Raw genomic sequence first — 25,817 nt, 5'->3', positions numbered from 1 at the left:
AAATCGACCGCCTTTCGTCGTTTTTCGCCCGATTGGCCGCTATTGCCGGTATAGAACGAAACTCTTATCATGATCGGTTTCCATGTGCTGTCACCTTGTGGACGGTACGAAACAGGTCCATTCTCTGGGTAATTCTGGCCGTGTGTCCGCGGCGACTTGGCAGCGTGATAGCAGTCAAGTCGGACCGTGACATGACAGAATGCCACGGAGGAACCAGGCAAGCGGTAGGAAGTATCGGCGGAAATGATTGATTTGACGGCATTGCCGATTCTCATCTTGGCTCAAGGCGGCGACGATATGAGTGGCCTGTTGAGCTATCTACCTCTTCTTGCCATTCCTGTGCTGGCTTACTTCATGATGATTCGGCCCGAGCAAAAGAAGGCTGCCGAAGCCAAAAAGATGCTCGAAGGAATCAAGAAGAATGATCGCGTGGAGACGATCGGAGGGATCATCGCCACCGTGGTCAGTGTCAAGAAGGACCAGCAAGAGGTCGTACTGCGTCTGGATGATAAGTCGGGCACGGAGATGCGGGTTCGTACGCGAGCGATCGCCGGTGTGCTTTCGAGAGATGGCAAATCGAGTGATAACGCCGAATCTTAGTTTCCTCCGCCCCATGTCCTTCCCCGGACAAGACCGACAAGCCATGGAATAGATCAGGGACGATTCCACTTTCCAATATTCACACTTGCCTCAGGACACGTAGTCCCAAGGCGTGGAGACACGCGATGCAGAAGAGTTGCACGATTTTTGCTGTCATGCTCGTGCTGACGCTGACTGTCACTTTGTTGACGGGCGTCGATTTCGGGCTGGACGCTGGCGGAAGTTCGTGGCTAGGCTCGACCGCAATGGCACAAACCGTGCCGGCCGGCGATGCCACTGGGCCAACGATCGAAGTCACTCCAGTTCAAGCACAAGCTTCCGAATCCGAAGGGTACACAACGTTCAACGTCTTGGCGGTTATCGCTTTGACGATTGTGCTTCCTTATTTCTTGGGCGCCTGGATCGCCAAGGCAATTCGCTTGCCCGATCTCAGCCAACGGCTGGGGATCACGCTGGCCAGCTTGGTCTGTAGCATCGCGATCTGCGTTTTGTTGTGGCCGCCTCGTTTCGGTATCGACCTTCAAGGTGGGATCATTCTGATTTACGAAGTCGACGAAGAAGCCAGCTTGGACTTGCTGGCGACCAACGCGGCTGCTTCCGGCAACACCTCTGTGCTTGAGCAAACCAATGCTGCTCGCTTGAAGGAAGGTACCGCCCAGCTGATTCAACAGCTGCAAAAGCGTATCAACCCATCCGGTGTTTCCGAAGTTGTCATCCGCCCTTATGGCGAGAACCAGGTTGAAGTCCAGATTCCGTTGGCGGAGTCCGCTGATCTCGACTCAATCAAACGCCGGATTACCAAAGCGGGTGTGCTCGACTTCTTGATCTTGGCCAACAGCCAGGACCATGACTTCTTGATGACGCGTGCCCAGGACGAATCGCAATACGGTGTCACCTATGTCACCGATCGCGAAGGCAATCGCATTGGTCGTTGGGTGCGTGTTGAAAAGGATCGTGCGGGTGCGGTTGGTAACTACAATCCGACCTCGACCGACATGACTCCGATGATCAACGAAAGCCGCCACATGGTTCGTGGTGGTGGTCCTGGTCAGACGCTGGAAGCATTGATGAAGGTTGAGCCACCTGAATATCAACTCAGCGGTAGCCACCTCAATGGTGCTTCGGTGACGCGTGACGAATATGGTTCGCCAGCGATTTCGTTCAGCTTCAATGTGGACGGTACCAATCGCATGGGGCACCTTTCGCAAAACAATCTGACCGAACCGAACATTCCGCGTCAGCTGGGTATCGTGATGGATAACGTCCTGATCTCGGCTCCGCGAATCAATGCGGTGATTACCGATAGCGGTATCATAACCGGCGATTTCAGTCAGCAAGAAGCTTCAGATCTGGCCCAGGTGTTGCGTGCCGGTAAATTGCCAGTTGTGCTTCGTAAAGAGCCGATCAGCGAGCAAACGATCAGTGCCACGCTGGGTGACGACACGGTCCGCAAGGGTAAGATCGCCATTGGGATCTCGTTGATCGCCGTGTTGATCTTCATGGTTATTTATTACCGTGTTGCTGGTGTGGTCGCGTGTTTCGCTCTGCTGTTCAACCTGCTGTTGATCATGGCCGTGTTGATTCCGATCGCTGACCTCACGCTGCCAGGTATCGCTGGTTTGGTGTTGACCGTCGGTATGTCGGTCGACGCGAATGTGCTGATTTTCGAGCGTATCCGCGAAGAACTCAAAGGTGGTGCCACGCTGCGAGTTGCCTTGAATAACGGTTTCTCGAAAGCGATGTCGACCATTGTCGATGCCAACATCACCACCTTGATCACGGCTGCCGTGCTTTACCGCATCGGTACCGATCAGGTTCGTGGGTTCGGTGTGACGTTGTTCATCGGTATCTTGATGAGTATGTTCACCGCGATCTATGTTTCGCGAGGCATCTTCGAGATCTTGGAACGTAAACGCATTATCAAGTCGTTGAGCTTCATGCCTTCGGCTTCGAGTATTGGTTACGACTTCATCGGCAAGCAGAAGGTCGCCGCGATTGTTTCGGTGGTCGTCATTCTAGTTGGCTTGATTGGTGTGGGAGCTCGTGGCAAGACGATTTTTGACATCGACTTCAACGGTGGTTCTTCCGTTCAGATTTACCTGAACGAACCGATGCCAATCTCGGAAGTACGTAGCAAGCTGACCGGTGTTTTGCCTGACCTTTCCGTCAGTGCCGTCACGCTGGAAGGTTCGGAAGATCGGATCTACAAGGTCGATACTTCGCTGGCCGAATACGGCGAGCTGGGTAAGGTATTGATGACCGACCGCAAAGGTAAGTCGGCTGAAGTTGATCTGTCGGGGTTGAACTCGTTGAATCAGATCATCAAGAAGCTGGACGCCGCCGATGTCGAAATTGCCGTCACGCCAAACGTCGATTCCGATGGAATCGAGTTCACTGACGCGACCAATTCCTCGGAAGGGGAGATGTCGGTCAAGAACGTGGACGACAAGACCAACACGGCCAGCAACCTGAAGATGAACTTCAGCACCGACGCACTGCGTTACAACACCGGCATGATTCCTGCCGGCGTCGACGTGGTGCAAGACAAGATTGAAGAAGTCTTTACTGGTCCTAACGGCGAAAGCTTGTTGGTGATGCATAACATGGACTTCACGCCACCAACTGGCGAAGCAGCAAGCAGCTCTCCTGAAGCGACCGACAAGCCGGAGACTTCTCCGACGACGACCGAAGCTCCGATGGAAGAGAAGCCAGCCGCTCCTGAAGGTGACGAACAGTCATTCCTTGCTCCGGTTTCTTCTAAGTTGTTGGCGATGCTGCCGTGGCAACTCGCCTTCGACGCGGTTCTTCTGCAAGACGAAGAAGCCCCCGAAGAGCCTCCCATGGAAGAAGCTAAGCCTGCAGACGAAAAGCCTGCGGAAGAAGCTCCTGCGGAGGAGAAGCCTGCAGACGAGCCACCGGCTGAAGAAAAACCGATGGAAGAGCAACCTGCCGAACCAATGGCCGAGCCGATGCCAATGACGGAGCCTGCTCCGATGGCGGAAACCTCGGCAGAGTCGCCTATGACGGAAGCTCCAGCGACCGAAGCTCAGGCTACTGAGACTCCGGCCGAAGAGACTCCGACAAGCGAGGTTCCAGCGGGCAGCATGTTCAATGAAGAAGCCGCGCCAGAGAAGCCGCGTTTCGCAACGGAAACGGAGCTGACCTTCGACGAAGGAATCAGTGCCGACACGGTGCGTTCGTTGATCGATCTGGCGGCGGATGATTTGGCTGTCGCTCGACCGGAAGTTGCTTTGCTGGACAAGGACGGCAATCTGTTGCCTATGGATAGCCGTGTCAGCCAAGAGAAGTGGGCGATCAAGATGTCGACGTCGCCGGCTGAATCGGCCAAGATCTTGGAGAAGATGAGCGTCAAGCTTGATGCGACTCCGGTTTGGCCTTCCTCCAGCAAGATCGGTAGCAAGGTTGCTGGTGACATGCAGACGATGGCGGTCTCGGCTATTCTGTTCTGCTTGATCGGTATTGTGGGCTACATTTGGTTCCGTTTCCAAAGCGTGGCCTTCGGTCTCGCTGCCGTGGTGGCCTTGGTGCACGACGTCCTCGTGACGCTGGGCTTCATTGCGTTGAGCCTGTGGATGGCTCCTGCGTTGGGCTTCCTGCAAGTGACCGAGTTCAAGATCAGCTTGCCGGTTGTGGCCGCGTTTCTGACGATCATCGGTTACTCGCTGAACGATACGATCGTGATCTTCGACCGTATCCGCGAAGTCCGTGGTAAGGATCCTCATCTGACGCCAGAGATGGTCAACCTGAGCGTGAACCAGACGCTTGGACGTACCTTGTTGACCTCGCTCACGACGTTGATCGTGGTCATGATTCTGTACTTCATCGGTGGTGAAGGCATCCACAGCTTTGCCTTCTCGCTGGTGATCGGCGTGATTGCTGGTACGTACAGCACGATCTTCATCGCGTGCCCAGTACTGCTGTGGTTGATGAATCGCGATCAAGGTAAAGCCAAGGCTTAATTGCCAGGCTTCGCTAATCGATAAACTTTGCGAAGACGGTACCTTTTGGTGCCGTCTTCTTTTTATGCGCTGAAACCTCTTGGCGAAACTCGAACTCGCCCGCGCAAGCATCGCGTAATGAACATGTGATTTGGCTATTGTCGGGTCGATGGCCAACTGGCTCTGCTTGGTTTAAAGAGTGGGAAGTGCTCTTGGCGAAACCAAGCAGAGCCAGTCATCACCCGTCGGTGTGTTTGCTAAATCAGGCTTGGTTTTCCTAGCTGGCAAAGTCTTCCAGCGCAAAGTTTGCCTGACGGGCACGTCGCTTACATTCGTGCCTCGCTCAGGTGAAAAACGTGGGAATGCCTTCTCAAATTTCAAGAGTCCGACGCTAGCAGGTGTCGATGAACCGAAGTATCAGGATGGTCTTCGAGAAGTAATGCAATGGACTGCGTACACGTGACTCCCCAAGACGACGGTACGCAACATGAATGGCGATTCCAAATTTTTGACCCTGGCCGCACTCGGAGTGATCGGACTTGGGTCAGCCATGCCCTATTGGTCGGCATGGACAGCTCCTCCTCAGGCGCCCCCTGAGGCAACTGCCGCGAATGAAGCGGTGCAAACACAACGGGCCGAACCGAACTTCGATGCCCAACATTATTGGGACCAGCAAGTCTCTCGTCCCGATGTCGTTACGTTGACTCCTCGCCCGGAAACGGCGATGGGGCTCGACAATCCAGCCCAGATTCCGGCCTTATCGGTCGCAATCGAGCAGCCGAATCGGGCCCCGGCTCAGCCAATTCTGGCTGATGTTCCAATCAACCAAGTTGGCAGCGTGAGCCTGGCAACACGCGTTGAAGCGATGGACGCCCCAAGTTCGGCCAGTCGCGCAGTCGTTCCGATCGAAATCCCAGGTTCGGCTCAACCGCTACCTCCTTCGGTGACTTCGCCGGTGATTACTACGCGGCAAGTCATGAAGCCCCAACTGCCAGAAACGCAAGTTCAACAGCAGTTCACTCCCCTGCCCCGCATTGCCCCGCCAAATCACGGGACGAGCAATAGCGGTTCACCAATAACGCGGGAGCACCGCGTACGCGATGGAGATAGCTTGGAGTCAATCGCCGAGAAGTACCTCGGCGATCCGCTCCTCGCGGATGCCATCTATCAGGCCAATCGTTCGCAACTTGATTCGCCCGACCTATTGCCGATTGGCGTCAAGCTGAGGATTCCGTCTGGCAGCCCTGTGGCTCAAGCAGACCAAGCCGCACCACAACTGCGGCCGATGACAAAGATGAAGCCGATCCAATCAACTGGGGATCGGCTGCCTGGGGGCGACCAGCCTTGGACAACCCTCGCGCCGCCTGGGATCTAAACGTTTCCCGGCGGCGATGTGTCTGGCGATAGAAAACGCCAGCGACTATTTCAGCGGCGTCGAGCGGTCATGCCAAGGATCGTTGGCTTGCAGTTCCGCTAGATGCGTGTTGGTGAAGTAAAGGATGTCCTTCAAGCAGTTAGCCCGAGGGTCGGCCAGTAAGGCGGTGCCTGACAGGTCGTTCGGCTTCGGAGCAAAGAAGAGGGTGCGATCCATGGGATCGTCCATTCGTTTTTGTCGAAACTTCTCGAGCGAAGTGAACATTCGCTTGGCATCGGAGAAGTCACTTCGGTTGCCTTCACCGACAATGATCATGATCGACAGTTCATTCTGGATAATGGGCATCTTCAGTGCCTGATTCGCATTGAAGCCTTTAAAGCTTCGCGGCGGCGAGATCAGAACCAGCCCTTTCACGTCTTGTCCCTGCTTCAGCGAGGGAAGCGTTGGCCAGCTCCAATCGCGGGCAGCGAAATTCACGGCAGCAATCGCGCTGAAATCGCAACCGATGATCGTCAGCATCTCGATGTTGAGATTGCCCTTGTTGTTTTCATCCATCAGGAAGCTCTTAATCGCTTCCAAGTCTTGGGCAACGAAGGTCTCGAAGTCGCTAGCGCGAATTCGGTCGAGATCGATGTCGGTAACCTGCCCGCCAGGTCCTTGAACGGATTTGCTCGCTCCGTGACCGCGAAGGTCAACGGTCACGACAGCCAGTCCTTGTTTCTGCATAATCCCCGCTAGAACACGTAAGTCGTTCTGGCTGCGTTCCCAACCGGGCAACATGATCACCGGGATCGCCTTCTTTCCTTCGGCACTACCGTAGTAGGTAGCATGGATGTTGACGCCATCCTTGGTGGTCACCGTAATCGCTTCCGGTGGTGGGATTTCCTTCCGCGGCCCGGCCGGTTTGGGCGTGGGCTTCGGTGTGGTCGGCTTCGGAGTTGCTGCTGGCGGCTGAGCTTGAACGCTGGAGGCATCCCAGGTCAAAAAGGCGCACAGAGCGACGATTAGCGAGAATTTAAGCAAACGCATCTTGGCCGGATTGATTGGAGGTCGTGGGGAAGAGAACGTCACCGAAGTGGCGTAACGTAAGTCAGTGTTTGACTTTACTAAATGTTAGACGCTGTTTTCACGCGGGTCAACTTTTCCGCGTCTGAGGGGCGAATGTATGATAGCTCACCCCTCGCAAGAATATGCGAGACAAAAGTAGTCCCGTATCATTGCCGTACCCGTCCGTTTAGCGAGAAATGAAGCTCTCGTCGAGCATCAAGTCTTCGTTGACATTGTACTTATAGAAATTGCGAGCAATGCGGTGCGAGATTAACTGCATGAACGAGCTGCGGAATTCACGCTCGTTGCCCGTGCTGGACATTATGCCGTTGGTAGGGAATTCGATGGCTTTAGGGGAATCTCGGAAGACCACTTCGCCATTGTTGTGAATGTCGTAGACATTAATAACGTACTCGGCGGTTCCCTTGTAGACGCCTGGGTTGGGTTGGATTTCAAATCGAACTAGATCGATTGCCACCACCATGTCGGCCCCCAGGGCCTTGCCGGCTTCGCGGTAGTCGACACTGTCCCAGCCGCTACGATCTTTCCAGTCGTCAATCTTTTGCTGCGAAACGACCGACACGTCCTCGATATGCGAGACGAGAAGTCCTTCGACCTGTTCGGCGAGTCGACGCGAAGTTGAGGTTTCGGAATAAAAGGAAGGTCCGGCGACGCAAAGCACGGCGACCTTCTTTTCAGCGAGTCCATCGAATCTGGCCGGTTGGTAGTCGCCACGCGACAAGAGCGCTGCCAGCAAGCCGACGCAACCACTGTTACCCAGCAGCAACAAGCACAACAACAGAAGTGGCAGAATGCCCGAGAACGACTGCGGCGAAATTCGATAGCGTCCGTGTTTCATGGACTCGATCCATCCGTGGTGAATTGTCAGTTGGCCGGAAGTCGTTTCAGGCCAAGGTTTCTCATAAGTTGATTCGATAGAGCCAATCGACCAGTGTCACCGCGACCACCAACATCGTGATCGTGATTAGCACCGCGTCGCCAGGTACCCGCACGGTCATTCGCCCTACGATCGCAGAACTCATAAACCAAGGGGAAAGTACCAGAGCGATCAGTCCCATCAAACAGCCGGCCGAGTTCGCTTTCAGCGATCCCACCACGTTTCCCTTCATCAAGTACGACCAACTGGTGGTCATCCCGCAGGAAGGGCATCGCATGCCGGTCAATTGCACCATCGTGCATGGCGGAAGCCCCAATTGTTGATGGGTTCCCATGCCACGCGCGCTGGGCGTTAACCAAGCGGCTGTTCCCAGCAAAACGGCCAAGATCAGTCCGCCTGTCCCCAGCAAAAGTCGCTCGTACCAGCGAAGTGGTCGGGGAGTTGGAACTTCAGTCATGACAGAATTGCTCTTCAATCGGGCGCGAACGATACCGAATACGGGTAAACCAAGCAAGACAAGATTCACGTATTCGATGCTATCATCGTATTTTACCGGCGAAAAGGATGCTGGCAGTTTAGGCGTTCAGAACGCGGCCCCCGAACCCAAATCGTTCCTTAACCCCGTTGTCCGTCCATGACCAACCACCGCCTGATTGAAGTCGTCCCGGCTAACCCCGCATGGCCTCGCGCGTTTGAAGCCGAGACGGAGCGCATAACAGAGGTGCTAGGCGTTCTATTGATCAAAGCTCATCACATTGGAAGCACCGCCGTTCCTGGACTCGCAGCGAAACCGATCATCGATATCTTGCTGGAAGTTACGGACGTGGTGGCGCTCGATGCGAAGAATCGCGCGATGGAGCGACTCGGCTATACGCCGCGCGGCGAATTGGGAATAGCTGGCCGCCGATTCTATCTGCGTGGCCTGATTGAAAGAACGCATCACGTGCATGCGTTCGTCGTGGATTCGGCGGACGTGATGCGGCATCTCGCGTTTCGTGATTACTTGATTGCTCATCCAAAAGTTGCTGAGGAGTATGCCAGCTTAAAGCGGTGGTGTGCCCAAATGTGCCAGCACGACAACGAAAAATATTGCGACGGCAAGCAGGCATTTGTCGTCGAGCACGAGCAGAAGGCCATCGCGTGGTATCACGAGAATCATCGTGATCGCTCGTCATAATTGGCTCTACTTGTCGCTTTGCAGGTATGCGAACAAATCGCGGATCTCGGTAGCTGAGAGCCCTTCCAAGAGACGGTCAGGCATCAGTGATTTCTCAATCGCGACCGGGCCCGCTTCGATCTCATCGCGTGGGATCACGAGTTCCGGATTCTCCGCATTCTGCAGCGTGATGGTTTTTTCGTCCTGGTTCTTGAGGAAGCCGGAAATTACCCGCCCATCGTCCGTCAACACCCGGTAGTTGGTGTACTCCTCCCGAATCGCAGCACTGGGATCAACAATCGAAAGCAGCATGAAGTCGAGATTGGTTCGCTCGTAGCCGGTAAGCTCGGGCCCAATGCTTGCTCCTTCTCCATGTAGCTTGTGACAGTTCGCGCAGCGTTTCTTGAAAAGCGCCAGGCCATGCTCGGCGTTGCCGCTTCCGGTTTTCAAAATGGTTGCGGTCTGCGTTAGCTCCGCAGCCAATTGATCTGGCGTGGCACGCGTGGTGCCCCATAGCTTCGCGATGCGTTGGTTTAGCTTCTTATCGCCATGTAACTTCAGATTTTCGAGCAGGTCGACAGAAACCGCCGTACGTGGAATTTGCTCCACCTCGACGGCATCGAGCAGGTGATAAGCGGCCGCCGCACGGGCAGTTGTCAGTTCGATGATTGCCGCTTGGATTGCATCCGACTCTTGAGGATAGCGGGCCACCAATTGGTTAGCGATTGACGGGGCCTCGAACGAGCCGAGGCTAGTAATCGCCGTGACACGAACGGCTTCGGGGGCGGAAGATATGGCGACACGCAGCAAGGCATCCCGCGCCTCGCTGGAGCCAACCTGGCCTAAGAGCTGAATCAGTTTCAATCGCTGATCTTGCTTCGTCTTGGCGTTTTCGATCATCTCGATCGCCGTAGTTTCGGCTTCCTTTTGCCCAGCGCGTACTAGCAATGCCAGTTGTGAAGATGATCCTCGGTTGGCTGCCGCGACAATGGCCTCGCGTAACTCTTCAGGCATGTGCTCGATCTTGCGACCGGTGAATGCGGTATCGATCGAAGTCAACATTTCCTGACGCAACGCTTGTTCATCGGCAGCGCCAAGTACGTTCGCAAGTCGCGTTAAGTTGACTTCCGTCGGTTCAGCGGCCAAGCGTTGAGCGAACCTGGGCAACACGACTTCGCGACCAATCTTGGCGGTTTCCAAGGAATTGACGAGCATTTCGACGTCCAGAGACGAGTCGTCGGCGTGTTCTTCAATCGCCCACCAGGTGAGCAGTGGAAGATGTGGATCGCTGGCTAATTCGTCCCTTTTAGCGAGATTCGTGGCCATGTCCAAACCGACGGTGCCTGGAATGCGTTTGGCAGTGGAGGCGAGTTGGCTACAGACCTCCGGGTGAGACTCCTTCTGTGCCAACGAGATCAGCTCTGTTGCATTCGATTCGACCAGTTTCGGCGTCAACAGTCGGACACCCCACATGCGCACGTACGGATCTTGGTGCACAAGTGCGATCTCGGCAGCACGTTGTTCGTAGCGACCAAGGGCATCGATCGCCCACAAATATTCCAGGGCCAACTGATCGTTGGTTTCTGGCAGCTTCTCGATTAAGCGATCTGCAAACTGAGGATCGCCATGTTCACGCAGCATTCGCTGGCATAGTTGCCGTGTTAGCTTGTTAGAGCTGGCAAGCTTCTCGATAAGCTGCTCTGTTGAAAGCTTGCTGAGATCGCTGGGCGTTTGGGACGGATATTCAGTGGGTTGAATTCGCCAGATTCGACCTCGTTGCCGATCCCAAGTATCTCGCGGATCGACATGGGTTAGGCGGGTATCGCACCAGTCGGTGATGTACACGCACCCATCGGGGCCTGATTTAATATCGACCGGACGGAACCATACATCGTCCGTCTCCAGCACTTTGAGTTCATCTTCTGTCTGAAATGTTGAACCATCTGGAGATACCTTCGAGACCGCCACGTAGTTGTGCAGCGGGACCGGCGCGATGATGCGGTGTTGGTAACGCTTGGGTAGTGTGTTGCTTTCGTATTTGATCAGCGTGTGGCTGAAGCGTTCGACGTTGGCATGTTTCATCTGTGGGAAAAAACCGTAAGCGTGGGGATTGGTCAGCGCTCCATGCTTCCCCCAGCTTTTCTGGTAGTAGCCACCTTGCACGTAATGGAAGCCGCGTGTGTTACCTCCGTTGTGGCCTGAGTAGATCCGCCCTTTCTCGTCGAATTCGACCGCAAACGTATTGCCACCCCCTTCGGCGAAGATCTCGAACTGATGCGTCTCCGGGTGATAACGCCAAACGCCCTGCCCTTTGAAGTGAACTGGCGGATGGGAAGGATCTTTCAGGACATTGACGGTCGCCCAGCATGTGCTTCCCTGAGCTGCATACAGCCAGCCATCAGGGCCCCAAGTCAAACTGTTGGCAACCGCATGCGTATCTTCCAAGCCAAAGCCTGAAAGATGGACCTCGGGATCTCCATCCGGTACATCGTCCTGATTGGCGTCGGGATAGAAAAGGAGATAGGGGGGATTCAAAATCCAAACACCCCCGCGACCAGGCAAAGCGCTCGTCGCGATGTTCAGCCCCTCGACGAAAGTCTTCTGCGTGTCGTAGTTGCCGTCTCCGTCGATGTCTTCATGGATGGTGATCTTATCTGCTCCACGGTCATGATTCGGCGGCGCGGGCGGAACCTTGTCGAACACGGCGCGTAAGTGCTCGTCATACTTCACAATCTTGAGCCCGGCGGGAAACGGATATTGCAGATACTGCACAACCCACATCCGTCCCCTTTCGTCGAAGTTAATGCAGACTGGCTGGCGAACGCTTGGTTCGGCGAGGACTGCTTTGACGGTGACATCATCCGGCGTCACAAATTCCTTTTCCGCTTCTGCCGGGGACTTGGCCGCAATTGTGAAATCCCCCACCGCACCGCGTCCGTCGAAGTTGCGAATGTGTTCGCGAACTGCCTCGTTCTCGGCGGCATCGAGAGAACGCTGTTTGGTATTGGGCTCTTCAGCGGAAGCCACCGTACCGAACACAACAAGGAGCAGGGATAGGCCAATGCCACACAGTACGGTTTTCATGGTAGCCATCGATGCGGTGAGTGAAGGTCGGATCAGGAAGGGAAAAGGCGGGGCGTCGATGCTGTTAGTTGTACTGTGGGACTTCATGGAATGCCAGTTTTCTCCTTAATGTTTCGTGATATCGGTTCCCTTTAATTTGCTACCTTACGTCGAGCGATCTGCAGTTTATGTTGATAGGCTTTCGGGAGAATCTCCTGATAGGGCGTCAAAAGCCGAATCACCACGACAAAGTCCTTAAGCCGAAATGCCGCGTCGGCCTTCTCGCAGACTTGGGGCAGATTCTGCTGACGCTTGAATTGAGTCATCGTGGCGTCGACTTCATCGTCGGTATCGTCACCGCAGAGACGCTTGATTTCCGCATCGATTCTTTCGCAAACCTCATCGTCGGTAGCACTTGCCCGCATCTGCTGAAGGTGCGTTTGAGAAGCAAACTGCGGCAATTGGTCAAAAATCGCCAACAGCCAGACCGCCGGACGGTTTTGGGAAGAAAGGTCGGCGAGGTACGGCTGCAGCACATTTAAGGGAAAGTTGGCCAGAACATGGGCGGCTCCGCTGAGCAGTCGTTCGTCCGAATGCGAATCGGCACACATTAGCAGAGCGGGAATTACTTCGCTTGGGGAGCAGCGTGGAAGTGCACTCAGAGCTTGAGAGATGGCTTCGAACGTGGCGACATCATACGTGCCATCGGAAGGCAACGGCGAATGTTGTTTCAGCGTAGAAAGGGCTTCATGGCAATTCATTCCGCTGAGTATACCAGCTATATTGAGGGGACACCTCTTTCAAGGATTATCTTATGCGATATGTTGCCTCCCTACTTCTTCTGCTGACCCTGAGTTTGCAGTTGATTGCCGCAGAACCAAGTGTGGCTGACCTGGAGAAGATCCAGGCCAAAGTGCAGATGCGCAACGGCCAGATCTACGGCTTGCAGGTTAATTGCGACGGCTATACCGATGCCGAGTACGAAATCATCGGCAAGCTAACCGGCCTAAAATCGATTTCGCTTAGCGGGAAGGAGTTGAACGACGAACAACTCAAGATCCTGGCTCGCTTGAAGGAATTGGAGTCGATCATGATCAATGGCTCGCAGTTGACCGACGACGGCTACCGTGGCTTCACGGCATTTGGCAAGCTGTCACGTCTTTCGATTTTTCATCCGTCCCGCAAGCAGGAATCGTTCAGCGGTAAAGGGCTTGCTCATCTGAAAGCGATTCCCACGCTCACGCAGCTTACGTTCGCGGGGGCGACGGCTGGGGACGAAGCTTTGCAGGCAGTTGGTGAACTGACCCAGCTAGAGTCGTTTCGGGAGTGGCACAACACTGAGACGTCGGCCGGGCTTAAAAACTTGGTGAAGCTGAAGAATCTCAAGTCGATCCGTCTCGGGCAACGGCTGCCCAACTGGGGCAAGATGACGCCTGCAAGTTTCGACAATGAAACTCTGGCCATCCTGGCGGAAATTCCTTCGCTGGAAACGATCGAACTGACTGAGGCCCGCCTAGACTTCGACGGGATCATACAGCTGAAAGAGCTGCCGAACTTGAGAGTCCTTAAGATCAGTCAGGTTGATATCGCCGCAGAAGATGTCGATCGACTTGAGGCTGCCCTGCCCAAAGTAAAGATCGAATGGGAACCACTGACGGACGAGCAAGCCGAGATGCTCACGAAAAAGCTGAAACTCTAAGTGTGGGTCGGAAGAAGGCTTTCGTTGGCTGTCGCTTATTAACCAGTTGGTCGCTGCCAGAGGATCTCTAAATCACCGTCAACAAAGCCAAGCCCAACCCCTTCCACCGAGCGAAGGGTTTGAGCGGCTACCGAGTCGCCAGCCAGAACTTCCTTAACTACTTCGCGGAGTTGTGTGAGGCATTCTTCCCAATCGTCGCCGCTGTAGTCGAGCGGGATATGGAGGCCGCGCGTTTTCGGCTCCCAGATTTCTGCGCAGGGCCAATCAGAATCGTGACGTTGAAATTCGTCTGTGCCGACCAGTTCGACGGCGAACTTCGAGTTGGGATCGTCACCTGGTTCATAAAGGTTAAAGGCAAAGCCGACGATATCTTCCGGGGCACCGTCCGAGAGGCTTTCTCGTAACCAATTGCGAAACTGATCTTCGAAGGGTAACGCTTGCATATTGCTTATGTGAGGATGGGGACGGCGAGGAGCCGATTTACGTGAGGGTTTGTAAGTGTTGTATTCCCGAAATTTAGCGTGAACCAGGATTCCGGCAATAGTCATCACAATCACGAACAGAAGAATTCGCGACAGATACTCACTAAAGAGTGCCCATTCCCAGTACGACTGCGTTACCTCGGTCTCTCGCCCTTTGGTGACCAGAATGTAATGCCCGCCTGCGTTTATGCCGTTCATGGCACTGCCTGCCATGCCGCCTCCGTTCATCAAAAAGCCACTGGCAAATAACAGTATGAAATAGGCGAAACCGCAAGCAGAATAAAGCGTCAAGGTCGCTCTCTGAAAGTCCTTTTCCAGACGAATAAAAATCAAGCAGCCAACGATCAGAGCGGCTAGGATCATGACAATTGCCACGGCCAATGCATGCCAGAAGATTTCGATCCGAGCGTCCATTAAAGATTATTCGCTGGGATTGGTCCCTTCTTGTGGTAAAACTATCCCAACGTCTCGCGCACGAACGACTCAATCACGCCACAGTAACGTTCCAGCGGTAAGTCGTCGTAGTCGGTGCCGAATGGTTCTTCGATGGCCTCGGCCACCATCTCCATTCCAAGAAGAAACCCGCCTGCCAGCAAGTCGATTGGGATGGCAAACCAGCCATGATTGATACCTAGCGGCCAGGGCGAAACAAGGCAGTACAAGATTACGCTACTCCAGGCCATGTAACGATAGCTGGGAACCATCGGAGTATTGCGAATTCGTTCGCAACCACCGCAAACATCAAGCAGCCCATTGGCTTGTCGCTCTAAGATGCGGATGGAGGTGAATAGATCGTTGTTACGATTCCACTTGTTCATAAACTTAAAGATCTGCAGCGAGATGAAGCCGGGCCGATGCTGGACGTCGGAGATTTCCGGAAAGAGGGCTTCGAGGTTTGGTAGTGGATCGCGCTGACCACGAAGATGCATCCGCAGCGCTTGAGGAAACGTTGCCAACAATTCGGCAAACGCTTTTCGGTCGTCAGAATCGACCTCGGCAAAGGCAGCCGCCTTTACGGCCAGATTTCGGGACTCATTAATCAATTGTCCCCAAAGTGTTCGAGCTTCCCACCAGCGATCGTAGGCCGAACGATTGCGAAAAACGAGTAGAACCCCAATCGAAACACCAAGCACCGTTGTGATTTCATCTCCCCAGTCCCATTCGGGGAAGACGATTGCCTGCGTTACGGCGGTAGCGATCGTACTGTAAACCGCCAGCAGAAGCATCCAGAACAGCAGTTGGAGGTGCATTGGCTCGTTCGATGCAACAAGGGAAGCTCAAGTCATTATGTCGACTATTTCTGAGGAGCCAGTTTTATATCCCAGTTCTTCCACGGCTCAAATCCCTTTTGCCCAGTTCCGTACGGCGGGACACCCTCCTCAGGCTGCAGCTTGCGATGGGCAACCAACTTCTCGGTTAGCTGCTGCACGATTTCTGGATGTTGATCGGCGACGTTGTTCTGTTCTAGTAAGTCGCCCGGCATCGAAAAGAGGAAGATTTGATGAAGTTTCGGTTTGATGCCGTCGCGAATATCTGGGCCGTTAACGATCAGCTTCCAGTTGGCAGTCTTAATGGCGATGGTTTCCTTCTGCGGTCCCGGTTGTCCATGGTAGGAATACCAATCCCGTTCGGGGAAATCGCTTGCGGTTCCGTTGAGCAAAGCGTTCACGCTAACGCCATCCAATGGTCGATCGGCTGGTTGGCCTGACGCAGGATCGATCCCGGCACTGGCCAAGATCGTTGGCATGACGTCGATGTAACCCATCGTGTTTTCGATCTTGCGGCCACCTTTCCAGCCAGCCGGCCAGCGGACACAGGCGACGACGCGGACGCCTCCTTCAAATGTGGTCAGCTTGGCACCACGGAGCGGTCGATTGTTGCGTGGAAACTGCCCAACGCCTCCGTTGTCACTTAGGAACCAAACTTGGGTATTGTCGGCTTCTCCTGTTTGTTCGACGGCGTCCAATACCTGACCCACTGCTTGGTCGAGCGTCCAGATCATCGCGCGATAGATTTGAGAGTTGTTCGGTTTTGCGTCCGCATTGACCTGTTTCAAGGCGTCTTCTTTCGCTTGAAACGGAGAGTGTGGAGCATTGAACGGAATGTAACAGAAGTAAGGTGCGTCGTCCTTCGCTACTTCGCGAATGAACGCACAGGCCGCGTTAGCGACCAGATCGGTTGAGTAACCCTGCTCTTCCGAAGGATCAAAGTCGACGTGCCAGTCCCTCACGCCTTCACGCGTCAAATCGAAGTAGTCAATCGCGCCGTTGTAATGACCAACGAAATGTGTGAAGCCCTGCGAGTTGGGGTGCCACTTCAACTGGTGATGTCCTAGATGCCATTTTCCGAAGATGCCGCGATGTTGGTAACCCGCCTCGGCCAGGGCTTCGGGCAGGGTGCGTTCTTCAACTGGCAGGCCGTAGTCGCAATAAGGCGGAATGACCGCTCGTGCCAGGCCGAAACGGATTGGGTAGCGACCGGTCATGATGCCAGCTCGCGTCGGCGAGCACATCGGAGCGACATAGAATCGATCGAGTTCGATCCCATCGCTGGCGATCCGATCGATGTTAGGGGTCTTCACCCAATTGCCGTGATAGCCCACCGCGTTCCAGCCGAGATCATCGGCCAGCATCAGTACCACGTTAGGACGCTCAGCGGCAGCGAGTGATTTGCCCGCGAGAAGGGTAACCGTCAATGCTAAAAACAAAGTGAAACGAAACATCGATGTAGCACTTAGGCGTATGGGACCGGTGAGATGCATCGAGAAACCTAGCTTGGCGAGAGAAGGATTTGCCGGCCTACTTGAGCAGTTCTTTTAGCCCAGCTTCACGCAGTTGAAAACGCTCGATTGCGGTTGCTTTGCCCGTTTGCGAATCGACATCGACAATCGCTCCGTTGATGCGAACATCATCGCGGGCTACGTCGAAAGGCGTTGGCCGGAACGAGACAGTTGTCTCAAGAACGCGGTCAATTCGGCGACCGATGATGCTTTCGTGTGGGCCGGTCATGCCGACATCGCACATGAATGCCGTCCCCTTAGGAAAGATCTGTTCGTCAGCAGTTGCTACGTGGGTATGGGTTCCCAAGCAGTAACTGACGCGACCATCCAGGTGACGTCCCATCAATTGTTTGTCGCTGGTGGCTTCGGCATGAAAGTCGACGCAGCGAACTTTGATGTCGGACGGGATCTGAGAAAGAACGCGATCGATCGCTGTCCAGGGGCAGTCGACAGGACGCATGAAGACGCGTCCCATCACGCTGATCACGGCGACACGCAAACCTTCTTTTGACTGGACGATCGCAAAATCTTTACCCGGAGCCGAGGCCGGATAATTGGCTGGCTTCACGATGTTGGGCTGTGATTCGAGCGTTTTATTGAGTTCTTTGCGGCGATAGATGTGATCGCCCATGGTCAAACAGTCGACATGGGCGTCGATCAATTCGCGATGGGCGGCCGGCGTTAAGCCGGATCCGCCGCACGCGTTTTCCGCATTGGCCACGACCAGCGAAAGGTTGTACTTCTCGCGGAGCGCCGGAACCGCGTCGCGAACGATATCGCGTCCGACTTTGCCGACGATATCGCCGATGTGCAGAATCCTCAAAGGAGACAACCTTTCCGTGGTGAGAGTTTTACCTCGCGAATTCCGTAAAGCGGGATTCGCGAACCATGGTAACTTTGATTTCGCCCGGGTACGTCAGCTGTTGCTCGAACGCCTTGGCGATATCACGACAAATCTTGGCGGCCATCTCGTCGTTGACTTCCTTGGCGGAAGCAATCACACGCAGCTCGCGACCTGCTTGAATAGCGAACGCCTGTTCGACGCCATGGAAGCCGGTGGCAATCGCTTCGAGCTCTTCCATACGCTTGATGTAACGTTCGAGCGTCTCGCGACGGGCACCTGGACGCGAGGCACTACATGCATCCGCCGTGGCGACCAGCATCGTGTAGGGATACTCGGTGATAATCTCGTCATGATGACCGAAAGCCGCATGGACGACTTCTGGCGATTCGCCGTGTCGCTTCAAAAGGTCGGCACCAATCTTGGGGTGTCCACCTTCCAATTCGTGATCGGCTGCCTTACCGATGTCGTGCAGCAAGCCCGCGCGGCGAGCTACCTGCGGATCGAGACCGATCATTTCGGCTAACAGTCCAGCAATAAAACCGACTTCGACGCTATGTCGCAACACATTCTGGCTGTAGCTGGTGCGAAAATGGAGACGCCCCAGCATTTCGATTAACCGTGGTTGCAGCCCCATGACGTTGATTTCGGTCGCGGCCTCTTCCCCCTTTTTGCGGATCGTTGTTTCGATTTCCGCTTGGGTTTCCTTGACCACTTCCTCGATGCGCGATGGGTGAATCCGACCATCAGCGATCAACTTGTTAAGCGCCTGTCGAGCGATCTCGCGTCGAACGGGATCAAAACCACTGACAATCACCACGCCCGGCGTATCGTCGATGATGACATCGACGCCGGTTTCTTTCTCGAAGCTGCGGATGTTCCGCCCTTCCCGACCGATGATGCGTCCCTTCATCTCGTCGCTGGGGATATCGACCGTACTGGTGGTCGATTCGGCCGTGTGCGCCGCAGCGAAACGCTGCATTGCGGTCAGCAGCATGTCTTGAGCAATCGGACGAACTTCGTCCTCCAGACGACGCTGGTGCTTGAGAATGATGGCCCCTGTCTCGGATTGCAACTGCTGATCGAGCAGCTTCAAAAGCTCGCTCTTCGCCTCTTCGGCATTGAGCCCGCTCATTCGGTGCAGGCGTTCCTGCTGATCCCGAATGATGTTTTCCAAAGTGGTCGAACGCTTCTCGTTTTCTTCGATCTTCTCGGACAGACGACGCTGGTTTTTCTCGACCATGTTCTCCTGTTTGCGGAGATGAGTCGCTTGCTGTTCCAGCGATTCTTCCCGTCGATCGAGCGACTTTTCTCGTTCCCGAATTTCGTCTCGTTGCTTGGAGAGATCTTTTTCGGACTGCGTCTTCTGTTTAAGAGCTTCTTCCTTGGCTTCGAGAAGGGCTTCCTTTTTGAGATTCTCGGAATCTTGTTTGGCTTTGTCGAGAATTTGAGTCGCCTCGGTCTCCACATCTTTCTTGCGAAGCCGATCGATGAATTTGACGAGCAGCGCGGATCCAACCGCCGCGATGACTGCCGTCAACGCGATATACCATCCCGATCCCACGTTTTACTACTCCTGCAGCTAAATGGAATAGCGTTCAACGAGGCGAAGGGCATGCCTGAATGAGACTCCAGCGGTCTTCAATCGACCAGCGGAATTGCTAGGAAGAAATCCGTCGAGTTTCCGGAAGTGGGAATCGTTCCCCCGAACGAACCGACTGAGTGCGCAGGTGCGAACCCAGTCAAGTTTCGTGTCGACGACCGGACGCGGGTCCGGACGATGGGCCTGCACGTTTGGAAGAACCTTGGCGGGCTCTTTCCCAGGCGTCACGAGGGAGAAGATCGGCGTCAATTTCCAGCCAGCCAAGCAGCGGTAGATGGACCACTGCGGTTTCTCGTTGCGAAGAAGCGCGTCGCGATCCAGTCTTCGTACGAGCACGGACCGGACTCAGAATTTCCACCTTAAAAGGACAGACCGCCAACAGGAGCCGTATCACGAAAAGGAGTACTTGCACGCTTATTTGCCCTCCGAAAAGCCAAATGGGGCTAGAAGGTTTACCTATCCGGTACTTCGACTGAGCTTCTTCCAAGCCGATCTCAGGCGATGTCATTCGCTTGATTCGTTGAATGCTTAGATCAACACAATCGTGGGGAAGTGCGCACGATAATAGAGCGCCCAACCCGTTCACGCTATATTAACAGAGTTACCCCCCAAAGGGAAGCAAGCAATTTCGGCGTTGCGGGAATCCTGCTTAACATTTTTTTCGCATCGCGAGATCGACGGAAATGCTTTGCTACCCTAAGCTTTTTGGCTCTCGCATTCCTGGCAGAATGGGGGATTATTAAGGGAATTCTCCCTGCCTGCCAACGATGCCTCAGTGACGATTGTTGACCACCCCATGAGCGACCTCTCGCAGCGATTTTTCGAGCAATGGCCGCGAGATTCGTGGCGAAATCGCTCGATCTTGGTGGCAGTCTCCGGCGGGGCGGATAGTGTCGCATTATTACGGCTCTTGGCGGATAGAGCGGACCCTGCCACCCGAAATAAGCTCGTTGTCGTTCACTTCAATCACCGTCTGCGTGGGTCAGCCTCGGACGAAGATGCGGCGTTCGTCGAAGCTTTGGCTGCCAAGCTAGAACTGGCAACGTGTTTTGAAGCTGCTAGCAGTGGTTGGGTGCAAGAGGCCGTCGGTGGCCAAGGGCTGGAAGCCAATGCCCGAGGAATGCGTTACGCGTTTTTCGAGCGCGTGGCACGAGAGGTCGAAGCACGTTACTTGGTGACGGCCCACCATCGAGACGATCAAATCGAAACCGTGCTACATCGAATCTTGCGAGGCACTGGTATCGCTGGTCTGGGTGGGATTCAGACGGCTCGCGAGTGGCTGCCTGGCGTGGGCTTGGTGCGTCCCCTGCTCTCGTTCTCGCGACATGAAATCGTTCAATACTTGCGTTCGATCGATCAGCCTTGGCGAGAAGATACTTCCAATGCCACCGACGCGTTCACCCGAAATCGCATTCGCAATCAGTTGTTGCCCCACTTGCGCGATGCCTACGGCGATCACGTCGACGACGCCCTCTTTCGACTTGGTCGGCAGGCCAACGATTGTCAGGAAGTCATCGACCTTCAGGTGCAAGAACTTCTCGATACGGCGGTAAAGACTTCGACGTTCGGTCGATCGGTCGTCGTACGGAAGCTGGAAAAAGTTCATCCTTATCTGGTGCGGGAATTGTTCGTTCGCATCTGGACCGACCAGAATTGGCCACGCCAGGAAATGACGCAGCTGCACTGGGAGCGTCTGAGTAATCTGGCGAAATCGGACGATCTGACCGCCACCGATACTATGCCAGGAAATATCCGCGTCTTCCGAGACGAGGATGTCCTGGTTTTACGAATGCTTGGATAGAGAGAATCACCTCTGATATGACTTTGCGTATGCTCTTTTGTGTTGTTGGAATTGTTGCCAGCAGTGTTGGTCTCGCCCGTGCTCAAGATCTACCCTCATTACCCCCCGGGGCGAGGTTGACACTCGAAGAAGATTGGTCGTCGGAAAAGATTGACGCCGAAAAGTGGTACGTTTATCGAAAAAAATGGGGAGACGGAAACCATGGCGTGGTGCCTGAGAATGTGGCGATTGAAACGGACGAAGTGCATGGTAAGTCACGGAACGTCTTGGTCTGCACTGCGCACGGCGATCGTTATGATGGCCCCGTTCAAGGATGGTGGGGAAACAAGACGCGGGTTGGAGGAGTGATCGTCAGCCAAGCGTACTTCGCTTCGGGACGGTTCGAGGTCGTTCTGAAAATCGGGACCAAGCAATCGCATTCTGGTGGTCCTGCCGATCCGGTTAAACCGAAGGGCTGTGTCCCAGCGATTTGGACGTACGGTTATCGCTGGGTGGAGGGTGATTCGGCGAGAAAGAATGCGTTTCAAGCCGATGTCCCGCTCTATAATCCGCACATGCCAGCCTACAACATGGCGGTTAACGAGTATTGGTCGGAACTCGACTTCCCCGAGTTCGGCAAGTCGGGTGACTTTAATCGTGCGATGTATAACACGTTTCTCCAAAACCGCCACGATAACCGCTTCTTTGACGTAGCCGATGCCATCGACGGCGAGTATCACACGCTCACCACGGAATGGCGAACTCAACTCCGTCCGCTGCCAGGAATCACCGATAAGCAAGTTGTGGAAGCAGAAGGTTACTACTGGATTCACGATCCTGCAGTTCCGTTCAGCGAGTACTGGGGAAATCCGCTCAAACGAATCGGGCCAGATCAGTATTCCTTGTACGAAGGAAAGGTCGCCACGCACTATCTCGACGGAAAAAAAATTGCTGAGAACGACAAATGGGTTCCTGCGATGGCGGGGCAACTTACGCTCGGTGTCTGGTTGCCGAGTTGGGCCGGGCCGGCCGACTGGAAGACTGCTCAGGTCCGCTTCGCCCAGGTCAAAGTCTGGCAGTATGATGACGAAGGGGACGTGCGGGGCATCATGAAAGGACGCAACCCGAACAACTTTGCCCCAGATGGAACCCCTTTGAAGTAACCTCGAGTCACGTCGGCCCGGCAAGGACTACCTGGTGAACACGAACCGACAAAAAAAGGCGAGCCACGAACGTGACTCGCCTTTCTCATTGGACCTGGATATCGGTTGAGGACTACTCGACGGGGCCCTCGACACCGCCAGTGTACTTCTCGGTTTCCGATTCTTCCCCATGCAGGACGACTTGCTTATAGCCACCTTGCAATTGGAAGTAGATAACGAGAATCAGGTAGCAAACGCCCATTGTCGCCGGAACCAAGGCGGTCCACTTCAACGCCATACGTCCACCGTAGATATTGGCTTCTTCGACGATTCGCTGAGTTTCTTCTAGTTTCGCTTCGTTAGCAGGCTTGTTGGCGTCCCACCATTCATTGAGGGCCAGGGTCTCTTTGGAGACGCCCCCTTCTTTTTCTTCGATTTCGGTACGTCGTGCCAGTTCCTCACCATCGTCGCTCAGGACACCCACTTTGGCACCATTGAGGGCGTAGACTTCTGGGAAGAAAAGGAATGACTTTTTCTCGGCCGATCGGTATTCCTCGAACAATGTTGGGTCGAGTTGTTCCATCTTCTGCGTGGCGAAGTAGTCCTGCTTGTAGCCGATGCCGGGGCCGCCAAGCAAACCAGCAGAAAGCATCCCGATACCCCCCATCACACCCATCGTGATGGCACCACCACGCGGGAATCGTTCGCCGACCACACCCAGCATGGTTGGCCAGAAGAACGTTTTACCCAAGCCGTAAACCGTAGCAGCGGCGACAATCGCGTAGCCGGTGTTGGCCGATCCAAGCCAATACAAACCGGTGCAACCAAAAATGGCACAGACAAACAACAGACCAAGAGGGTTAATCTTGTGAACGATCGGTCCTGCGAAGAATCGTAGGACAAACATGATCGCCGAAGTGTAGATGAATAGCAGGAACGCGTTCTCTTTAATCACGTTTTCCATGATGTTCGTGATCCAGCTGTCGGTACCCAGTTCCACGTAACCGACCATTGCATGAATCAGGAACAGGAACAACAGCAACGGCGAAAGGAACTGAAGCAGCATTTCCTTTGTTGTCACGCCTGCGGCGGCGGCTTCCGACGGTGGGAAGGCTTCCTTCACGACCATGAGGCCGTAGATCAACGTCGGCACCATGTACAGTGCCAACGGGATTTCCCAGTAGGCGTGAACGATTTTAGCGCCTTCGCCGCAGAACAGATAACCGATGATACCGCCGATGATCAGACCAGCAGGCCAGCCTGCATGCAGGATATTGAGATAGTGGGTCTTTTCTTTTGGGAACAGAGTTGCCACCAGTGGATTGATGACCGCTTCGCACACACCGTTAGCCAATGCGAAAATGAACACCCCAACGTAAAGGCACCAGTAGGTGGCATCCTTACCTGCAAATAAGAAAACCGGAGTTGCCGCTAAGGTGATGATTACCGACAAGGCATGTAGGACGAATGCCAACGTCAACAGCTTCTTGTAGCCAAGGAAGTTGTCGGCCAGGAAGCTGAAGAAGATGATCGTGACACCGAAACCAACCAGGCCACCACCAGTGATCGTCCCGAGTTCCACCTTGGTGAAACCGTAACGGTTCGCCCAGTCGTTCAAGATCCCAGCACGAACCCCGAAACCGACACCGGCGGCGATAAGGGTCATGAAACTGGCTATGAGAAGCGCCATCCGGTTGTATTGCGGCGGCTGCGACGTTTCGGCAGTGGACATGGGATGAAGAACTCCTACACGGTGATGTGCATAATGGGGGGAAATATTGACGACCGCCCTGGAGATGGGCAGCTTGCGATCGGTATTAGTCAGTCTATGGGGTGAGACTGGAGAAGATTAGATTTTCGAGGAATGGATGCTCGCACTGGTTGCGGCAGTCCGAGTATACCGACTCAAACATGGAAGTAAACTATTGTCCTGGGGCGATTTCCGGCAAGATTTCCCCCAAGACCCTAAAATTGCACAAACGATCACAGCTTTACTGCCTTACCAGGATTGGCATCGTCGGCTGAGAACGCTGAAGGCTCAAAATTCGAGAATCATCCACCTAAATGTCTAGCGTAAAACAAGTTGCGAATCCAAAACCGCGAGAGTTTTTCTGGCTTCTGGCTTTGATCGTGGTTGTGGGGCTTCTCGTTCGGATCGGCGCGGCCGTCTGGTGGGAATCGAGAATGCCCGCAGGTGAGCGATTTTTGTTCGGTGATAGTCTCGGCTACGAGATCCATGCACGGCACATCGCTAAGGGAGAAGACTTCGCGTACGGCTCCGCCTATGTGACGCGAACGCCTGGTTACTGCGTGATGTTGGCTCCTTTCTACTGGTTTGCGGATGAGCCGCCGACGATGGCGTTACGGATGGTCGGAATCGTCTGTGGTGCGGCAGCAATCGCCCTGGCAGCGTGGATCGCGCGGATGTTGTTCGATCCGGTAGCCGCCGTGATCGCGGCCGCGCTGGTTGCCCTTTACCCCGGGGCAATCGCGATGAGCGTCTTCATCCTTAGCGAAGCCCCCTTTGCGCCGCTCATGCTGTTGAACCTCGGTTGGATCATTGTGGCACTCAGGGGCGAGACCATGACGAAGCGTCTTAACTTTGCCGCATTGGCCGGTGTTGTTTTCGGAATCGCCATTCTTACGCGTCCCAGTTGGTTGATGTTCCCCTTCTTTGCCGTGCCGTTTGGAATCGTTTTTTACCCGCAGCGTAAGCAGCAGTTGGCGATCTATGCGATGGCCGCCTTAACCGCTGCGATGGTGATGACTCCGTGGTGGGTTCGCAACTATCAAGTGATTGGCCAGTTTGTGCCGACGACCCTGCAAGTTGGTGCCAGTCTTTACGACGGCATTAGCCCGATCGCGACTGGGGCCAGCGATATGCGTTTTGTGAACGACTTCGAGCAACAACTACAAGCGATCGAAGCCGAAGCGACCCAGCCGCTACCTGGCACACACGAATCACGCCGCGATGCCATGATGAAGCAGGCCGCCATCGAGTGGGCCTTTGATAACCCAGTTCAAGTCATGCGACTGGCGGCCGTGAAGTTTTGGCGATATTGGACGCCGCTGGGCAATAACGAAGAAATGAGCGGCAAGATGGCCTTCGTTCTGGCGGCTGGTTATTTGCCGATCGTTGTCACAGGGCTATGGGGAACGACGCTTTACGCCCGGCGATCTTGGACGTATTTGCTGCTCGCGCTGCCGATCTTCTATTTCTGTTGTCTGCACATGGTCTTTGTTAGCTCGATCCGCTATCGTCAGCCCCCAATGCTAGCGTTGGCGGTGCTCAGTGCCGGGCTGTTAGCAAGCTGGCTGCATAAAGCGTGGCCGAATGCTGCTGAAGTACCCGCAACCAAGGGGGAAAGCGATTTCACCGAGAAAAGCTAGCAG

The 25,817-nt window shown here is 54.6% G+C and carries 19 protein-coding genes; 8 read left to right on the top strand and 11 right to left on the bottom strand.

Features of this window, described 5'->3' with window-relative positions:
- Positions 1–243 precede the first annotated feature (243 nt).
- From yajC to C5Y83_RS12860, 3 genes are all read left to right on the top strand, one after another.
- Positions 244–600 carry a preprotein translocase subunit YajC gene (yajC, locus tag C5Y83_RS12875; protein WP_105330146.1) on the top strand — a complete coding sequence of 119 codons (357 nt, stop codon included), beginning with the start codon at positions 244–246 and terminating at the stop codon, positions 598–600.
- A gap of 125 nt (positions 601–725) precedes the next feature.
- Complete coding sequence (gene secD, locus C5Y83_RS12870) at positions 726–4,580, top strand: protein translocase subunit SecD (protein WP_105330145.1); 3,855 nt, start codon at positions 726–728, stop codon at positions 4,578–4,580.
- 466 nt (positions 4,581–5,046) lie between these two features.
- Positions 5,047–5,934 carry a LysM peptidoglycan-binding domain-containing protein gene (locus tag C5Y83_RS12860; protein WP_105330143.1) on the top strand — a complete coding sequence of 296 codons (888 nt, stop codon included), beginning with the start codon at positions 5,047–5,049 and terminating at the stop codon, positions 5,932–5,934.
- Positions 5,935–5,979: 45 nt separating this feature from the next.
- Here the strand turns inward: C5Y83_RS12860 and C5Y83_RS12855 are convergent, their stop codons facing one another.
- From C5Y83_RS12855 to C5Y83_RS12845, 3 genes are all read right to left on the bottom strand, one after another.
- Positions 5,980–6,963: an alpha/beta hydrolase gene (locus C5Y83_RS12855; RefSeq protein ID WP_105330142.1), complete on the bottom strand. Its 984-nt coding sequence runs from the start codon at positions 6,961–6,963 to the stop codon at positions 5,980–5,982.
- Between the two features lie 205 nt (positions 6,964–7,168).
- Positions 7,169–7,840, bottom strand: coding sequence for a hypothetical protein (locus tag C5Y83_RS12850; RefSeq protein ID WP_105330141.1), 672 nt, complete (start codon positions 7,838–7,840; stop codon positions 7,169–7,171).
- 61 nt (positions 7,841–7,901) lie between these two features.
- Entirely contained in the window at positions 7,902–8,336 is a 435-nt protein-coding gene (locus C5Y83_RS12845; RefSeq protein WP_146117762.1) for a DUF2752 domain-containing protein, read from the bottom strand.
- 177 nt (positions 8,337–8,513) lie between these two features.
- Between C5Y83_RS12845 and C5Y83_RS12840 the strand changes: the two genes are divergently transcribed.
- Positions 8,514–9,056: a GrpB family protein gene (locus tag C5Y83_RS12840; RefSeq protein WP_105330139.1), complete on the top strand. Its 543-nt coding sequence runs from the start codon at positions 8,514–8,516 to the stop codon at positions 9,054–9,056.
- Positions 9,057–9,062: 6 nt separating this feature from the next.
- Here the strand turns inward: C5Y83_RS12840 and C5Y83_RS12835 are convergent, their stop codons facing one another.
- The gene (locus C5Y83_RS12835) at positions 9,063–12,119 is read right to left on the bottom strand and encodes a PVC-type heme-binding CxxCH protein (protein WP_158262342.1); all 3,057 of its coding nucleotides are present in this window, start codon (positions 12,117–12,119) and stop codon (positions 9,063–9,065) included.
- A 131-nt stretch (positions 12,120–12,250) separates the two neighbouring features.
- Entirely contained in the window at positions 12,251–12,859 is a 609-nt protein-coding gene (locus tag C5Y83_RS12830; protein ID WP_105330137.1) for a hypothetical protein, read from the bottom strand.
- 53 nt (positions 12,860–12,912) lie between these two features.
- On the opposite strand from C5Y83_RS12830, the gene C5Y83_RS12825 reads away from it, so the two are divergent.
- Positions 12,913–13,797, top strand: a complete 885-nt coding sequence (locus C5Y83_RS12825) for a hypothetical protein (protein WP_105330136.1) — start codon at positions 12,913–12,915, stop codon at positions 13,795–13,797.
- Positions 13,798–13,835: 38 nt separating this feature from the next.
- Here C5Y83_RS12825 and C5Y83_RS12820 read toward each other — a convergent pair whose 3' ends face one another.
- The 5 genes from C5Y83_RS12820 to rny form a co-directional block, all read right to left on the bottom strand.
- On the bottom strand, positions 13,836–14,693 hold the full coding sequence (locus C5Y83_RS12820) for a hypothetical protein (RefSeq protein ID WP_105330135.1): 858 nt from the start codon (positions 14,691–14,693) through the stop codon (positions 13,836–13,838).
- A 41-nt stretch (positions 14,694–14,734) separates the two neighbouring features.
- Complete coding sequence (locus C5Y83_RS12815) at positions 14,735–15,529, bottom strand: bestrophin family protein (protein ID WP_105330134.1); 795 nt, start codon at positions 15,527–15,529, stop codon at positions 14,735–14,737.
- Positions 15,530–15,573: 44 nt separating this feature from the next.
- Positions 15,574–17,001: a sulfatase-like hydrolase/transferase gene (locus tag C5Y83_RS12810; protein WP_105330133.1), complete on the bottom strand. Its 1,428-nt coding sequence runs from the start codon at positions 16,999–17,001 to the stop codon at positions 15,574–15,576.
- 76 nt (positions 17,002–17,077) lie between these two features.
- On the bottom strand, positions 17,078–17,881 hold the full coding sequence (locus C5Y83_RS12805; protein ID WP_105330132.1) for a TIGR00282 family metallophosphoesterase: 804 nt from the start codon (positions 17,879–17,881) through the stop codon (positions 17,078–17,080).
- Between the two features lie 28 nt (positions 17,882–17,909).
- Positions 17,910–19,463 (bottom strand): ribonuclease Y, encoded by a 1,554-nt coding sequence (rny, locus tag C5Y83_RS12800; protein WP_105330131.1) that lies wholly within the window; start codon positions 19,461–19,463, stop codon positions 17,910–17,912.
- Positions 19,464–20,277: 814 nt separating this feature from the next.
- On the opposite strand from rny, the gene tilS reads away from it, so the two are divergent.
- Positions 20,278–21,303, top strand: coding sequence for a tRNA lysidine(34) synthetase TilS (gene tilS / locus C5Y83_RS12790; RefSeq protein WP_146117761.1), 1,026 nt, complete (start codon positions 20,278–20,280; stop codon positions 21,301–21,303).
- A 17-nt stretch (positions 21,304–21,320) separates the two neighbouring features.
- Entirely contained in the window at positions 21,321–22,445 is a 1,125-nt protein-coding gene (locus tag C5Y83_RS12785) for a glycoside hydrolase family 16 protein (RefSeq protein ID WP_233207204.1), read from the top strand.
- 112 nt (positions 22,446–22,557) lie between these two features.
- Here the strand turns inward: C5Y83_RS12785 and C5Y83_RS12780 are convergent, their stop codons facing one another.
- The gene (locus C5Y83_RS12780) at positions 22,558–24,156 is read right to left on the bottom strand and encodes an MFS transporter (RefSeq protein ID WP_105330128.1); all 1,599 of its coding nucleotides are present in this window, start codon (positions 24,154–24,156) and stop codon (positions 22,558–22,560) included.
- A gap of 332 nt (positions 24,157–24,488) precedes the next feature.
- Between C5Y83_RS12780 and C5Y83_RS12775 the strand changes: the two genes are divergently transcribed.
- On the top strand, positions 24,489–25,814 hold the full coding sequence (locus tag C5Y83_RS12775) for a glycosyltransferase family 39 protein (RefSeq protein WP_105330127.1): 1,326 nt from the start codon (positions 24,489–24,491) through the stop codon (positions 25,812–25,814).
- Positions 25,815–25,817 lie beyond the last annotated feature (3 nt).

The sequence above is a fragment of the Blastopirellula marina genome, from assembly GCF_002967765.1.
GTDB classification, from domain to species: Bacteria; Planctomycetota; Planctomycetia; order Pirellulales; family Pirellulaceae; genus Bremerella; species Bremerella marina_A.
Note: the sequence above shows the minus strand (reverse complement) of the source record. Positions and strands in the feature narration are given on the sequence as shown.